Raw genomic sequence first — 14264 nt, 5'->3', positions numbered from 1 at the left:
TTGAACGTGGTCCGGGTGGCGGCTGGTGGCAATGCCGGATCGCCCCGTCGTGCAACCAAGGGCTGTGGGGCGTGGCATTTTTGCGCGTGGGCAGACCGAAGGAACAGAGGCGAAAGGGCGCGTGCCGGGGCAGGTGGAAACCGCTGGCAAAGTGGGCCGCCAGGTGAAAACGTGATGCGGCATATCGGAGCAAAACGAGGGACCGCAGATGATCCGCGAAATCGCGCAACTGGTGATCGACCCGGCAAAGGAGGCCGAGTTTCTGGAGGCCGTCGGCAGGGCCGTGCCGATCTTTCAGGCCGCCGGGGGCTGCCTTGGCATGTCGCTGGAACGGGTGATCGAGACACCGGGCCTTTACCGCCTGCATGTGCTGTGGGAAACGCTGGAGGCGCATACCGAAGGCTTTCGCACCTCGGACGGGTTCCAGCAGTGGCGCGCGCTGGCGGGGCCGTTTTTCACCCAGGCACCGCGCGTCGACCATTCCGAACCTGTGGTGACGGGATTCGGCAGTTGACGGCGCCGGGCCGGGGCTGGTCATTGCCCCGGCCACCGCTTGATGCGGTGAGTGCATCAAGCCATGACGATTTCTTGTTTCTATCCAGCGTTTTCTGCCGGTAGGTATGAGGTACGTTCATGCCCGTGCGCCGGGCCGAGACCGCAGAGGACAGCCAGATGCAAGACACCGCCCCGACACAGCCTGCCACACCCGACGCCGCCCCGCTGGCCGGGCTGAAGGTGGTCGAACTGGCGCGGGTGCTGGCGGGGCCGTGGATCGGGCAGACGCTGGCCGACCTGGGCGCCGAAGTGATCAAGGTCGAAAGCCCGGCGGGCGACGACACGCGCCGCTGGGGCCCGCCGTTCATCGAACGCGACGACGGCCGCGGCGGGATCGAGACGGTGGCGACCTATTTCCATTCGGCCAACCGGGGCAAGACCAGCGTTGTCTGCAACTTTGGCGATGCCGCGGATCTGGAGCGCCTGATCGCGCTGATCGACGAGGCGGATGTGGTCATCGAGAACTTCAAGTTCGGCGGGCTGAAGAAATACGGGCTGGATTACGACACGCTGTCGGCGCGCAATCCCGGCCTGATCTATGCCAGCGTCACGGGCTTTGGTCAGACCGGGCCGCGGGCGCGCCAGCCGGGCTACGACTTTCTGATCCAGGGCATGTGCGGGCTGATGGACCTGACGGGATCGCCGGAGCATGAGCCGGAAAAGGTCGGCATCGCCGTCACGGATATCGTCACCGGCCTTTACGGCATCATCGGCATTCAGGCGGCGCTGATCGAACGTGCTCGCTCAGGCCGGGGACAGCATGTCGACCTGTCGCTGCTGGACGCCGGTGTCGCCCTGCTGAGCAATCAGGGCATGGCGCATCTGCTGGGGGGCAGGAACCCGACGCGGGTGGGCAATGCCCATGCCAGCATCGTGCCGTACCAGGTATTTCCTGCCAGCGATGGCCATTTCGTGGTGGCCTGTGGAAATGACGGACAGTTCGCCGCGCTGTGCCGGATGCTGGGGCTGGAAGGCGTGGCCCAAGACCCCGATTTCGCGACCAATCCGGCGCGGGTGCGCAACCGGGACGTGCTGTGCCCGATGATCGCGGAGCGGACTGCCGCCCGCACCAAGGCGGATCTGATTGCCGCGCTGGAGGCTGCGGGCGTGCCCGGCGGGCCGATCAACACGGTGGCCGAGGCGCTGGCCGAACCGCAGATCGAGGCGCGCGGCATGAAGATCGCGCCGGAAGGCCTGGCCGGGCTGCGCACACCCATCGCATTCTCACGCTCGCCCATGGTGCTGGAGCGCGCGGGCCCGGTGCTGGGCAACGGGACATGGGCGTTTCGGTCGCGCCGTGGCGACGGCTGACGCGTTTCGGAAAGAAATGGCGTCTAAGGGAACCGTTTGCGCACCAATACGCCGTTCTTGATCGCAAACAGGTCGGGGTTGGGTGCGCGCCCATCTGTCCCTTGGGTGGATTTTCCGGTACGGCGAGGCCGAACGGAACAGGACGCCGAGGGTATCATGACAGCGACACGTATTGACGGAAAAGCATTTGCCGCAACGGTGCGGGGCAAGGTTGCCGACGGGGTGCGCGCCCTGAAGGACAGCCATGGCATCACGCCGGGGCTGGCGGTTGTGCTGGTGGGCGAGGACCCCGCCAGCCAAGTCTACGTGCGCAACAAGGGGTTGCAGACGGTCGAGGCCGGGATGCAATCGTTCGAACACAAGCTGGCCGACACGACGCCCGAAGCGGATCTGCTGGCGCTGGTGGCTGCGCTGAATGCGGATCCGGCGGTGCATGGCATCCTGGTGCAACTGCCGCTGCCGAAACATGTCGACGAGGCCAAGGTGCTGGCGGCGATCGATCCGGCCAAGGATGTCGACGGGTTTCACGTGCTGAACGTCGGGCTGCTGGGCACCGGGCAGAAGGCGATGGTGCCTTGTACGCCGCTGGGCTGTCTGATGATGCTGCGCGATCACCTGGGCGATCTGTCGGGGCTGAATGCCGTTGTCGTCGGCCGCAGCAATATCGTCGGCAAGCCGATGGCGCAGTTGCTGTTGGGCGACAGTTGCACGGTGACGATTGCCCATAGCCGCACAAAAGATCTGGCCGAGGTCTGCCGGCGCGCCGATATTCTTGTTGCTGCCGTGGGCCGACCCGAGATGATCCCCGGCGACTGGATCAAGCCCGGCGCGACAGTGATCGACGTGGGCATCAACCGTATCCCCGCCCCGGAAAAGGGCGAAGGCAAGACGCGGCTGGTCGGGGATGTCGATTACGACAGCGCCGCGGCCGTGGCCGGGGCCATCACGCCGGTGCCCGGTGGCGTCGGCCCGATGACCATCGCCTGCCTGCTGGCCAATACGCTGACCGCCTACTGCCGCGCCAATGGCCTGCCCGAACCCGAGGGGCTGACTGCCTGACGGGCGCCCCCTGACGCCTTTCCCCTTCATCGCCTGAGTGCATCATAGGAAACCGACATGAGTGAATACATCCTGACCGTGAGCTGCGCGACGCGGCGTGGCATCGTGGCCGAGATTTCCGGCTATCTGGCTGAAATGGGTTGCAATATTCGTGACCTTGCCCAGTTCGACGATACCGAGACGGGGCATTTCTTTTCCCGCACGACCTTTGTCAGCGAAACCGGATCGACCCTGGAACAGCTGCGCAAGGGGTTTGCCGCGATTGCCGACGATTTCGAGATGACCTGGGATATTCATGACCCGGACCACAAGATGAAGGTGGTGTTGATGGTGTCGCGGTTCGGGCATTGCCTGAACGATCTTCTGTATCGCTGGCAGATCGGTGCGCTGCCGGTCGATATCGTGGCCGTCATCTCGAATCACATGGATTATCAGAAGGTTGTGGTAAACCATGACATTCCGTTCCACTGCATCAAGGTGACGAAGGAGAACAAGCCCGAAGCCGAGGGGCGGATCATGGACGTTGTGCGCGACACGGGGGCCGAGCTGATCGTGCTGGCGCGCTACATGCAGATCCTGTCGGACGAGATGTGCCAGAAGATGTCGGGCCGGATCATCAACATCCACCATTCGTTCCTGCCCAGCTTCAAGGGGGCGAACCCTTACAAGCAGGCCTATGAGCGGGGCGTGAAACTGATCGGGGCGACCTCGCACTATGTCACCGCCGACCTGGACGAAGGACCGATCATCGAGCAGGACACGGTGCGCGTGACCCATGCGCAGAGCCCGTCGGACTACGTCAGCCTTGGCCGCGACGTGGAGAGCCAGGTGCTGGCCCGCGCCATCCATGCGCATATCCATCACCGCGTCTTTCTGAACGGCAACAAGACGGTGGTGTTCCCGGCCAGCCCCGGCAGCTATGCTTCGGAGCGGATGGGCTGATCTGTCCGGGTGTCGGTGCGGCCCGGGGAGCATCCGGGCCAAGCCATTGATAACGTGGATTTTCGACGTCGGTATCCTGACGGTATCTGGACGGTAAGCAAGCGGTGCAATATGCGCCGCCACCCAAGGCAAAAGCCCCGGTTCGATGCCGGGGCTTTTCCTGTTCTGGGGCAGGTGCAAGACGCGCTGCCGGTGGGCGCAGGTACACCGGCGGGCCGGTGTGAGAGTGGTGCGCTGGTGCGTGACGGTCGGTTCTGGACCGGTCCGAGGGCAGGTCGAGGGAATATCCATTGGAAAGAGGCGCGAACGCCATTTGGTGCAGAAGGACAGGGCGCGTTGGAGTGAGCGAGGTCGAAACCCGGCTCTGCCCCGGCCTGACGCTGCCGTCCGGGGGGTAAAGCGTATCGTCGGGCCGTGCGCTGGTGCGCGCAGGCTTGTGCGTGGGGGCGGACCGCAGGGGGTTGCGTCCGGTCTTTTGCGCCCGCTATATTCCTGAGTGAAACTGTACGGAATTGATCCGTAGGTGTTGACGCCAACCGGCGGAGGCAGACGTGACCGGCAACAGGCCGGTGGTCCGATGCCTCGGGGTGTTCATGACATCCGGGCTGGGCGGCCCCACAGGATAGACAGCAAACCCCATGACCGACACAGAGACTTCGCAAGCCGCGACCCTGCCCGCACCGACGATCGAACGCCTGCGCCACGAGCTGCGGCGGCGCGAACTGACGGTGACCGCAAAGGAATATCTGACCCCGCAGATGATCCGCATCACCCTGACCAGCGACGACCTGGATACTTTCGTGAGCGGTGCCTTTGACGACCACGTCAAGATCTTCTTTCCCGACGAGGGCGCGGAAAAGGTGATGCGCGATTACACGCCGCGCCGCTACGATACGGATGGCCGCAGCCTGGTGCTGGACTTTGCGGTGCACGACGCGGGGCCGGCGACGGCATGGGCCGTCGGCGCCGCCGTGGGCGACCGGCTGAACATCGGCGGTCCGCGTGGATCGCGCAGGATCACTGGCCAGATCAGCCAGTGGGTGCTGATCGGCGATGAAACCGCTCTGCCCGCCATGGGCCGTTTTGCCGAAGAGGCCGAGGCGGGCGCACGGGTCAGCATGTTCGCCGCCGTGCGCGACGCCGCAGAGGAACAGGCATTCGACAGTGCCGCCGATCTGCGCATGACATGGGTGCACCGCCCGGAATCGCAGGCGGCCGACGCGCGCGCCTTGCTGGAGGCGGTGAAAGACGCCCCCTTTGGCGAGGGCACATTTATCTGGATCGCCGCCGAAGCGTCGGTCACGCAGGCGGTGCGCGCCTGGTTCATCGAGGCGGGGCATCCGTTGGTCTGGACCAAATCGGCGGGATATTGGGTGGCGGGCGAACCGGACAAGACGGTCAGTTTCGACTGAGCCACCGCCTGACAGAGGAATTTTCGCCGGGAGGGCGCCCTGAACCGGGCGCCTTTTTGCCATGCAACGGGTGGTTTCTGTGATCCGGCGCTGGGCGCGGTGGGAAATCGGCCTCTGACCACTGGTGTTTTCGGGGGCGGCGGAGTGTGATGCGCCAAGGCAGGATGACAGGAGCACGACATGACGGCGCAGATGACGACCCCGAAAATCTTTGACGGCCACAACGACCTGGTGCTGAAGCTGATCACCGGCAAGGCAACGGCCGAGGGGGTGCGCGATGGCCTGGCGGGCGGGCATATCGATCTGCCGCGCGCGCGGGCAGGCGGATTTGGCGGCGGGTTCTTTGCGATTTTCGTGCCCAGCCCTGCCGGAGCCTTTCGCCTGGAGGATTTCGCCAGCGCCACCTATGACGTGCCGCTGCCCGCCCCGCTGGACCAGGCGCAGGCGCTGAAGGTGACGCTGGAAGGGGTCGCGGCCATCGAGGCGCTGGCGGCCGCCGGGGTGATCGAGCTGTGCACCACGGTGGCCCAGATCGAGACCGCGCTAGCCGGAGATCGCATGGCGGCGGTGATGCATGTCGAAGGCGCCGAGGCGATCGGTGCCGACCTGGCAGAGCTGGAGGGGTTGCACGCGCGCGGGCTGCGCTCTCTCGGGCCGGTGTGGAGCCGTCCGACGATCTTTGCCGAGGGTGTGCCGTTCCGGTTTCCGGCGTCGCCGGACATTGGCGGCGGGCTGACCGGCGCGGGGCGGGCGCTGGTGGCGGAATGCAACCGGCTGGGCATCATGCTGGACCTGTCGCACATGAACGAAAAGGGCTTTGACGACGTCGCGGCGCTGTCGGATGCGCCGCTGGTGGCGACCCATTCCAACGCCTGGGCGGTCTGCGAAAGCGCGCGCAACCTGACGGATCGCCAGTTGCGGATGATCGCGGAGAGCGATGGCATGGTGGGCATCAACTTTGCCGCGTCGTTCCTGCGGCCCGACGGGCAGATGGTCGGGGATGTGCCGCTGGACATGGTGATGCGGCATCTCGATCACCTGATCTCGGTTCTGGGCGAAGATCGCGTCGGGTTCGGATCGGATTTCGATGGCGCGGTGGTGCCTGAGGCGATCGGGGATTGTGCCGGCCTGCCCGCCCTGCGCGCGGCGATGGCCGATCATGGGGTCGATGCGGCGCTGATGGAAAAGCTGGCCTGGGGCAACTGGATGCGGGTGCTGCGCAAGACCTGGCACGCCTGACGGCAGGCGGGCGCGGATCGACGGGCGCGGATCGACGGGGCCGATCGGCGGGGCGGAGCGACGGGGCGGTGCCTGGCGCAGAGGTGCGGGCGGCGCCGTTGGCAGAAGCGGGGTGGGTGACGGGCCTAGCCGGTGGCCTTGATCCGGGCGCGTTCCGAGACCCAGCGGGCCAGCGCATTGGCGGCGGCGTCGGTATCGCGGGCCTCGATGGCGCGGCGGATCTCGAACAGCGCCGAGGCGACCTCGATCTGGGAGAGGTGCCGCTCCTCGGCGCGCAGGATCTTGGCATGCGGCGTCGGCAGCATGTCTGCGCTGATGAACAGTTCCTCGTGCAGCTTTTCCCCGGCGCGCAGGCCGGTAAAGCGAATCTCGATCTCGCCGCGGGGGGTGTCTTCGTCGCGGATGGTCAGGCCCGCGCCCCGGATCATCTGCTGCGCGACCTGAAGGATGCGCACCGGCGCGCCCATGTCGAGCACGAAAACCTCGCCTCCGCAGGCGAAGGAGCCGGCGGTCAGCACGAGGCGCACCGCCTCGGTCACGGTCATGAAATAGCGCGACACCTCGGGGTGGGTGACGGTGACGGGGCCGCCACGGGTGATCTGATCCTGGAACAGCGGAATGACAGACCCGGACGAGCCGATGACATTGCCGAACCGCACCATGGAAAACCGGGTATGGGCGGCGCGCGTGGCATGGTCCTGCACGATCTCCTCGGCCAGGCGCTTGGTCGCGCCCATGACGCTGGTGGGGCGCACGGCCTTGTCCGACGAAATCAGGATGAACCGGTCGATCCGGGCATCGGCCGCGGCATCGGTGACGGTCTTGGTGCCGATGATGTTGTTGCGCAGCCCGGCGAATATGTTGGACTGGACCAGCGGCACATGCTTGTAGGCGGCGGCGTGCAGGATCGTGTCGATGCGCTGTTCCCCCAGCAGCGCCCGCACCAGCGGCGCATCGCAGACCGATCCCAGCACGGGCACGAGCGCCAGTTCGGGAAACATGTCCTCCAGCTCTCGGGCGATGGTGTAGAGCGCCAGTTCGCAGTGGTCGAGCAGCACCAGCCGGGCCGGTGACAACGCGGCAAGCTGGCGGCAGAGTTCCGACCCGATGGAGCCGCCGGCCCCGGTGACAAGGACGCTCTTGCCCGCGTAGCTGTCGCCGGCCTCGGGAAATTCCAGATCCAGCCGCTTGCGCCCAAGCAGATCCTGGAGGGCGATGCGGCTGGGGGCCTGGGCGGGGCGTTTTCCGGCCAGGGTTTCGGCCAGAGACGGCAGGGTCAGCGTCTTGCAGGGCAGATCGGAGAGGTTGCGGAGCTGGAGCAGGCGGCTTTCGTCCGGCACGGCCAGGACGATGCTGTCGATGTCGAGGCGCTGCACCAGCGTCTTGATCCTGAGGGGGGAATAAACGTGCAGCCCGCCCACCGACAGGCTTTGCAGGCGCGGATTGTCGTCGAGAAAGGCGACGGGCATCATGCTGTCATCCTCGGCCAGGGCGGCGGCGATGCGCTGGCCCGTCTTGCCCGCGCCGTAGATCAGCAGGCGCTGGCGGGCCTTGGCCAGACGGTAGAGGAGTTCGGTCAGCCGCAGCAGGGCCAGCCGCGCCGAGACGCAGAGCGCCAGGAACAGCAGGCTGGCAAACAGGATCTGTTGCGGCGGGATACGGGCCCCGGGCAGCGCATTGGCCACTGCACAGCTGGCCCCGAGGCTGGCGGCGAGGATACCGGTTTCGACGATACCATGCTTTTCATAGGCCAGAAGCTTCATCCGGGGCAGCCCGAGGTAGCTGCTGGTGCCAAGCACGGTCAGCAGGCCGAGCAACAGGAACCGCCCGTCCGCCAGGGGCCGCAGATCGGGCAGCGCGCCGTTCAGAAGCAGGTCGGCCCCGGCCAGCGACAGCAGCGCGATCCCGGCATCCAGCGAGAGCAGGATCGCGGCTTTCTGGCCTGTGCCCAGCCGGGTGATAAAGCGCATTGGCATCGTTTTCTTTCGCCTGATCAGAACGCCGCGCAGAGCGGTTCACACAGGTAAACAGGCAATAGGTAATCATTCGCCTAACAGCGCCCTGAAACCGGCATCGGGGGCATTCGGCGTCATTCGGAGGGGCGGCGGCCCGGGCGAGGGGCGGAGGCCGGGGCAGCGCGGCAGGGGATCGTGGCGGAGGCGCGGATGCCGGGGATGGTGGCCGAGCTTGTCGACCTTTCCGAGGTGGTCGAGTTGGCCGACCTGACCGGACGTCTTGGCGGGCGGCGCAGCGGCACCCGGCGGTTCAGCGTGCGCAGGATCAGCAACAGGTCCAGCCCGATGCTACGCCTGCGCAGATAGATCAGGTCAAGGCGCGCCTTGGCCGGGATACATCGACGGACATAGATGCGTTCTGTCTGTTCCGCGCTGGTACAGGCGCGCAGCAAGGCGTCTTCTCGTCCATGAAACTCCAACGTGGCGAGGCCGGTGACACCGGGACGGCAGGTCAGCACCTGGGCATAGAGCAGGGGAAACTGGTCTACATATTGGCGCAGCGGCGGGCGTGGTCCGACAAGGCTCATGTCGCCGCGCAGGATGTTCCAGAGCTGGGGCAGTTCGTCGATGCGGGTGCGGCGCAGCCAGCGGCCGGTTGCGGTGACCCGGCACGCCTTGTCGCCCCCGGAAACGCCGCTGTCGTGGGGATCGGGTGCCATGGTGCGGAACTTGACCAGCGCAAAGGCCGTTTGCGGTGTCTTCATCCGTTCCGACACATGCAGCACCGGCCCGCCGTCGCGCAGGCGTATCCAAAGCGCGATGCCCAGCAGAACGGGCCACAGCAGCGCCAGGGCCAGCAGGGCCAAGGCCAGATCCATCAGGCGTTTCGCGGGTGTCATCCGCGCGCCCGCCGGATCAGCGCGGGGGCCGGCACATAGGTGCGCCATTGCGCCACCAGCCGGGCGGGGCTGGCGCTGTCGGGCAGGCGCAGACCAAGGGCATGCAGAGCTTCGGTGACCAGGTGCATTTGCGCCAGGGCAGCGGGCGGCGCGTCGCGCCAGAACATTGCCACCCCGGCGGCGCGCGCGATATCGGACATGGCGACGGGAAACGGGCCGGCCACGTTGAGCAGGGCAGGCATCTGCGCCAGTGGGCCGGAGGCCAGCCGGGCAATCACACGCGCCAGGTCGCACGGGGCGATATAGCTGCGGCTGGGCCCCTGACCCCCGGCAAAGCGATCCAGCGTCAGCGGCCCGGAGAGGTTGGCAAACAGCGCATCGGCCCCGGCCACGTTGCCCAGCCGCAGCACGGTGCTGCGGGGCCCGGTGCGCGTTTGCGCGTGCCAATCGGCAATGGCGTGTTCCATCGCCAGTTTGGCGGCACCGTAGGCGGTCGAGGGCAGGGGAACCGAGGTTTCGGACACCGGCGCGGGCGGCGCGCCGTAGACCGCCGCCGAGGACAGGTGCAGCACCCGGCGCGCGCCGGTGCGGTGGGCCAGGTCGAGCGCCGCAAGCGCCAGGCTGGTGTTCTGCGCCAGGGCGGCGCCATCACCCGCCGTTACGCCCCAGAGCGCCACGATGGTATGGGGATGCAGGCCGGCGGGCGGCGGATCGCCCGGCGACCAGCACAGGTCGTCCGGCCCCGACTGCGGCCGTCGCGATTGCCAGACCAGCGGCCTTTTGGCAAAGGGGCGCAGGTCCTGCGGCGGGCAGGCCAGCACCTGGCGCAGCATCCGTCCGACCCGACCGTCTGCGCCCAGAAAGAGGACCTGCCCCGGGGTTGCCTGTTCTGTCGTCGGTCGTGTCATCCTGCGCCCCCGGCCATTGCGGCCCAAGCCTATCGGGGAGGGTGGTTAATTTTCGGTTTCCAACGGCGTGGCAAGCCCGGGAAAGCGGCGGAATACCAACAATTGCAGGTGTTAAGCGGACCGCAACGCTTGCGGCCTATGACTTTGGCTGGGTGAGTAAAACAGGTGGTGAAGATGGCCGGGCAATCAAATGTCGCGCCAGTCATCATCAAACGGAAGAAAGTCGTCGGTGGCGGCGGGCACCATGGTGGGGCCTGGAAAGTGGCCTATGCCGACTTTGTCACGGCGATGATGGCCTTCTTCCTGTTGATGTGGCTGCTGAATGCGACGACGGAACAACAGCGCAGCGGAATCGCGGATTATTTCAGTCCGACGATCCCGATCAACAAGGTTTCGGGTGGGGGTGACGGCGCCTTTGGCGGCGAGAGCGTGTTTTCCGAAATCGTGCTGCCAGAGGTGGGAACGGGGTCGACCTCTCTCAACCCGACGGCGCAGGACAAATCCAGCGGGCGCGAGAACACCGAAGCCGAGGACGCCGAAACCAAGGCCCTTGAAGAGATCGAGAAGATGTTGGCCGGGAACAGCGGCGAAAGCGACGTGCACCCGGATCTGCTGCGTCACATCATCAGCCGCGTGACCGACGAGGGGCTGGTGATCGAGCTGTTCGATACCGACAATGCGACCCTGTTCGTTGACGATACATTGCAGGCGACGCCGCTGCTGACCCAGATCGCGTCGATGCTGGTGCGCGTGACCTCGATCGTGTCCAACAAGATGGCGGTGGAGGGGCATGTGCGCGCGCGGCCCGTGGTGCTGAACGACAACCCGGTGTGGGGGCTGTCGACCCAGAGGGCCGAAGAGATGCGCCGCCTGATGATCGCGCAAAGCCTTGATCCGGATCGCATCATTCGCGTCACCGGCCATGCCGACCGGGAATTGTCGGCCCGCAACCCGATGTCTGCGCGCAACAATCGGCTGGAGATCATCCTGCTGCGCAGTGACCGCTGAGGTGACGCCGGCGGTGCGCGCTGCGACAGGGCGTTCGCGCGGCTACCGAGGATCAATATGGCACGCGATTTGTGGAGGATTTTAGCTGTTAGCGGCATCTTAATGCCCCACGCTTAGCTGTTGCAGCGACGAAAGGTCGATGCAGCAGAAAGGCGTATTCATGACTATTTCCTCATCGCTCAATGCGGGGGTGGCCGGGCTCTCAACGAACGCGGCAAAGCTGGCGACAGTGGCTGACAATATCTCGAATTCCTCGACATTCGGATACAAGCGGGTCGAAGCGGATTTTCATTCGATGGTCATTGGCGCCAATGGCGGCGGCTACACGGCCGGGGGCGTGCGATCCTCCGTGCAACGTCTGGTGGACGAACGCGGCACCCTGGTGGGCACCTCGAATGCGACCGACCTGGCGATCAGGGGGCGCGGGATGCTGCCGGTCGCGTCGTCGTCCGAAATCGAACAGACGGGCACCTTTGAACAGATGATGCTGACCTCGACCGGGTCGTTCCGGACGGACGACGAAGGCTATCTGCGCACCGAATCCGGGCTGACGTTGCTGGGTTGGCCCGCCAATGCCGACGGCACCATCCCGACCTATCCGCGCGAAACCGCCAGCGGGTTGCAGCCGGTGCAGATTGATCTGAACGCCTTTTCCGGCGCGCCCACCACGTCGGTCCGGCTGGGCGTGAACCTGCCCGCGGTCGAGACGGAATCCGATGCCGCGGGCGACGCACGCGAGATGGTGATCGAATATTACGACAACCTCGGCAAATCCGAGACGCTGACAATCACCTTTACGCCGACCATTCCGGCCGCCGGTGCGTCGAACACCTGGCAGATGGAGGTGGCCGACAGCGGCTCCGCAGGGGCGATCGTGGGGGATTACCTCATGACGTTCAACGATTCCCGCACGGCGGGTGGCACCATCGACACGGTGGCGGAAACCACCGGTACGGCCTGGGATCCCGCCACGGGCAAGGTGATCGTCACCACCGCCAGCGGCCCCATCGAGATTGACCTGGGCGCCGAGGATACGGCGAACGGGCTGACGCAACTCGGGTCGTCCTTCGTGCCCAAGACGATCAGCAAGGACGGATCACCGGTCGGCACGATGAGTTCGGTCGAGGTGGATGCAAACGGCTATGTCCAGGCGATCTACAACACCGGCGCGCGGGTCACGATCTTTCAGATCCCCCTGGCCGATGTGCCCAACCTGAACGGCATGGCGGCGATGGATTACCAGACCTTCGCGGTGACACCGGAGAGCGGCGCGTTCTTTCTGTGGGATGCCAATGACGGGCCGACGGGGGAAATGGTCTCCTTCGCCCGCGAGGAATCAACCACCGACGTCGCATCGGAACTGACGGACATGATCCGCACACAGCGGGCCTATTCGTCGAATGCCAAGGTGTTCCAGACCGTCGACGAGATGATGCAGGAAACCACCAACATCAAGCGCTGATCCCGGCAGGCGCCCTGAATGGGCGCCGCCCCCTTTTCCAAAATGGAAGGTCTGAGCGATGAGTCTGTCCGGAGCTCTTTCTAACGCCCTGTCGGGGCTGACGGTTGCCGGCCGCGCGGCGGCGGTCGTGTCGTCGAATATCTCGAATGCGCTGAACGACGGCTATGGTCGTCGCGAGCTGGAGGTGTCGACGCGCCAGACCGGCAGCTATGGCGGCGTGATGATCAACGGCGTGGTGCGTCACGTCGATTCCCGGCTGGTGGGTGATTGGCGCGCGGCGGGGTCGGACATGGCCTATGCGGACACCAACGCCAAGTTCTTTGACCGGATGGAGACGATCACCGGCACGCCGGAAGACAGCAATTCGCTGTCCGGGCGGATGGCGACGTTTGAAAACGCGCTGATTGCCGCCGCCGCCCGCCCCGATCTGCCCGAACGGCTGAGCGGGGTGCTGAACACCGCCAAGGATCTGGCAGAGACGTTCAACGCCGCGAATGACGGTATTCAGAAGATGCGCGAGGAAGCGGATGCGGAGATCGGCGCCACGGTCGAGCGCGCCAATGCCCTTTTGCAACAGGTTCAATCGCTGAATATTTCGATCTCGAAAGAACGCAATACCGGGGGGCAGACGGCCTCTCTCATGGATCATCGCCAGGCGGTCATCGACGAATTGTCGGAGATCGTGCCGGTGATCGAGGCCCCCCGCGGCAATGACACGCTGGCGCTCTATACGCCGGGCGGCGCGATCCTGATCGACGGCACCGCCGCGACGCTGGGTTTTTCGCGCACCAATACGATCACGGCGCACATGACCCGCGACAATGGGTTGCTGTCGGGGCTGACGATCAATGGCGTCGAGATCAACACGGATTCGGCCACGGGGCCGGTCAGCGGCGGCCGATTGGGCGCCCTGTTCCAGATCCGGGATACGCTGTCGGTCGAGGCGCAGGCCAACCTGGACACCACCGCGCGCGACATGGTCGAGCGGTATCAAGATGCCGGTCTGGACAGCACGCGGGCGCCGGGTGATCCGGGGCTGTTCACTGACAGCGGTTTCGCTTTTGCCACGGCGGACGAGGTCGGCCTGTCGGGGCGCATCGAGGTGAACGCGATCGTCGATCCGTCCAGGGGTGGCGCCACCTGGCATCTGCGCGCGGGGCTGGGTGCGGCGACCAGCGGCAGCGCGGGAGAGTCCACTCTGCTGAACGACATGCTGGAGGCGATGAACACGCGTCGCGTCCCCACATCGGCGGTGTTCGGAACCACCGGGATTTCTGCCGCAGGACTTGCATCGAGTCTGGAGTCGGTGGTCGGATCGCGCCGCAATCAGGCGGATCAGCAGCTGAGCTTTGCCAGTACCAAGTCGTCCGAGCTGAAGGAGCGATTGCTGGCCGACGGGGTGGATACGGACCAGGAAATGCAGCGCATCCTGCTGATCGAACAAACCTACGCCGCCAATGCGCGGATCGTGCAGACCGTCGAATCGATGATCGACACGTTGATGAGGATCTGAG

General features: G+C 65.7%; 12 protein-coding genes. 9 read left to right on the top strand and 3 right to left on the bottom strand.

Features of this window, described 5'->3' with window-relative positions:
* Positions 1–208: 208 nt before the first annotated feature.
* From DL237_RS02870 to DL237_RS02845, 6 genes are all read left to right on the top strand, one after another.
* Positions 209–514 (top strand): antibiotic biosynthesis monooxygenase family protein, encoded by a 306-nt coding sequence (locus DL237_RS02870; RefSeq protein ID WP_119397515.1) that lies wholly within the window; start codon positions 209–211, stop codon positions 512–514.
* 158 nt (positions 515–672) lie between these two features.
* Positions 673–1866, top strand: a complete 1194-nt coding sequence (locus tag DL237_RS02865; protein ID WP_119397680.1) for a CaiB/BaiF CoA transferase family protein — start codon at positions 673–675, stop codon at positions 1864–1866.
* Between the two features lie 156 nt (positions 1867–2022).
* On the top strand, positions 2023–2925 hold the full coding sequence (gene folD / locus DL237_RS02860) for a bifunctional methylenetetrahydrofolate dehydrogenase/methenyltetrahydrofolate cyclohydrolase FolD (protein WP_119397514.1): 903 nt from the start codon (positions 2023–2025) through the stop codon (positions 2923–2925).
* A gap of 57 nt (positions 2926–2982) precedes the next feature.
* Positions 2983–3867, top strand: coding sequence for a formyltetrahydrofolate deformylase (purU, locus tag DL237_RS02855; protein WP_119397513.1), 885 nt, complete (start codon positions 2983–2985; stop codon positions 3865–3867).
* 638 nt (positions 3868–4505) lie between these two features.
* The gene (locus tag DL237_RS02850; RefSeq protein WP_119397512.1) at positions 4506–5279 is read left to right on the top strand and encodes a siderophore-interacting protein; all 774 of its coding nucleotides are present in this window, start codon (positions 4506–4508) and stop codon (positions 5277–5279) included.
* A gap of 180 nt (positions 5280–5459) precedes the next feature.
* Positions 5460–6518 (top strand): dipeptidase, encoded by a 1059-nt coding sequence (locus tag DL237_RS02845; protein WP_119397511.1) that lies wholly within the window; start codon positions 5460–5462, stop codon positions 6516–6518.
* Between the two features lie 125 nt (positions 6519–6643).
* Here DL237_RS02845 and DL237_RS02840 read toward each other — a convergent pair whose 3' ends face one another.
* The 3 genes from DL237_RS02840 to DL237_RS02830 form a co-directional block, all read right to left on the bottom strand.
* Positions 6644–8488: a polysaccharide biosynthesis protein gene (locus DL237_RS02840; RefSeq protein WP_233544843.1), complete on the bottom strand. Its 1845-nt coding sequence runs from the start codon at positions 8486–8488 to the stop codon at positions 6644–6646.
* Between the two features lie 119 nt (positions 8489–8607).
* Positions 8608–9372, bottom strand: coding sequence for a sugar transferase (locus DL237_RS02835; protein ID WP_119397509.1), 765 nt, complete (start codon positions 9370–9372; stop codon positions 8608–8610).
* Positions 9369–10280, bottom strand: a complete 912-nt coding sequence (locus DL237_RS02830) for an NAD-dependent epimerase/dehydratase family protein (RefSeq protein ID WP_119397508.1) — start codon at positions 10278–10280, stop codon at positions 9369–9371. Before DL237_RS02830 ends, DL237_RS02835 begins: the two co-directional genes overlap by 4 nt.
* 174 nt (positions 10281–10454) lie before the next feature.
* On the opposite strand from DL237_RS02830, the gene DL237_RS02825 reads away from it, so the two are divergent.
* The 3 genes from DL237_RS02825 to flgK all read left to right on the top strand — a co-directional run bounded on the left by DL237_RS02825 (position 10455) and on the right by flgK (position 14263).
* Complete coding sequence (locus tag DL237_RS02825; protein WP_119397507.1) at positions 10455–11288, top strand: flagellar motor protein MotB; 834 nt, start codon at positions 10455–10457, stop codon at positions 11286–11288.
* Between the two features lie 160 nt (positions 11289–11448).
* A complete protein-coding gene (locus DL237_RS02820) occupies positions 11449–12750 on the top strand; it encodes a flagellar hook protein FlgE (RefSeq protein ID WP_233544842.1) in 1302 nt (433 codons plus the stop codon).
* Positions 12751–12808: 58 nt separating this feature from the next.
* Positions 12809–14263: a flagellar hook-associated protein FlgK gene (gene flgK / locus DL237_RS02815; RefSeq protein ID WP_119397505.1), complete on the top strand. Its 1455-nt coding sequence runs from the start codon at positions 12809–12811 to the stop codon at positions 14261–14263.
* The last annotated feature ends 1 nt before the right edge of the window (position 14264 follow it).

This window comes from Pseudooceanicola sediminis (genome assembly GCF_003575965.1).
GTDB lineage: Bacteria > Pseudomonadota > Alphaproteobacteria > Rhodobacterales > Rhodobacteraceae > Pseudooceanicola > Pseudooceanicola sediminis.
This window is presented reverse-complemented; position numbering and strand designations above follow the sequence as displayed.

Excerpts from the sequence above, each read along its gene's own strand:
- DL237_RS02865 (WP_119397680.1), top strand. The coding sequence starts at position 673 with ATGCAAGACACCGCCCCGACACAGCCTGCCACACCCGACGCCGCCCCG.
- DL237_RS02830 (WP_119397508.1), bottom strand. The coding sequence starts at position 10,280 with ATGACACGACCGACGACAGAACAGGCAACCCCGGGGCAGGTCCTCTTT.
- DL237_RS02850 (WP_119397512.1), top strand. The coding sequence starts at position 4,506 with ATGACCGACACAGAGACTTCGCAAGCCGCGACCCTGCCCGCACCGACG.
- purU (WP_119397513.1), top strand. The coding sequence starts at position 2,983 with ATGAGTGAATACATCCTGACCGTGAGCTGCGCGACGCGGCGTGGCATC.
- DL237_RS02845 (WP_119397511.1), top strand. The coding sequence starts at position 5,460 with ATGACGGCGCAGATGACGACCCCGAAAATCTTTGACGGCCACAACGAC.
- DL237_RS02835 (WP_119397509.1), bottom strand. The coding sequence starts at position 9,372 with ATGACACCCGCGAAACGCCTGATGGATCTGGCCTTGGCCCTGCTGGCC.
- DL237_RS02840 (WP_233544843.1), bottom strand. The coding sequence starts at position 8,488 with ATGCGCTTTATCACCCGGCTGGGCACAGGCCAGAAAGCCGCGATCCTG.
- flgK (WP_119397505.1), top strand. The coding sequence starts at position 12,809 with ATGAGTCTGTCCGGAGCTCTTTCTAACGCCCTGTCGGGGCTGACGGTT.
- folD (WP_119397514.1), top strand. The coding sequence starts at position 2,023 with ATGACAGCGACACGTATTGACGGAAAAGCATTTGCCGCAACGGTGCGG.
- DL237_RS02825 (WP_119397507.1), top strand. The coding sequence starts at position 10,455 with ATGGCCGGGCAATCAAATGTCGCGCCAGTCATCATCAAACGGAAGAAA.
- DL237_RS02870 (WP_119397515.1), top strand. The coding sequence starts at position 209 with ATGATCCGCGAAATCGCGCAACTGGTGATCGACCCGGCAAAGGAGGCC.
- DL237_RS02820 (WP_233544842.1), top strand. The coding sequence starts at position 11,449 with ATGACTATTTCCTCATCGCTCAATGCGGGGGTGGCCGGGCTCTCAACG.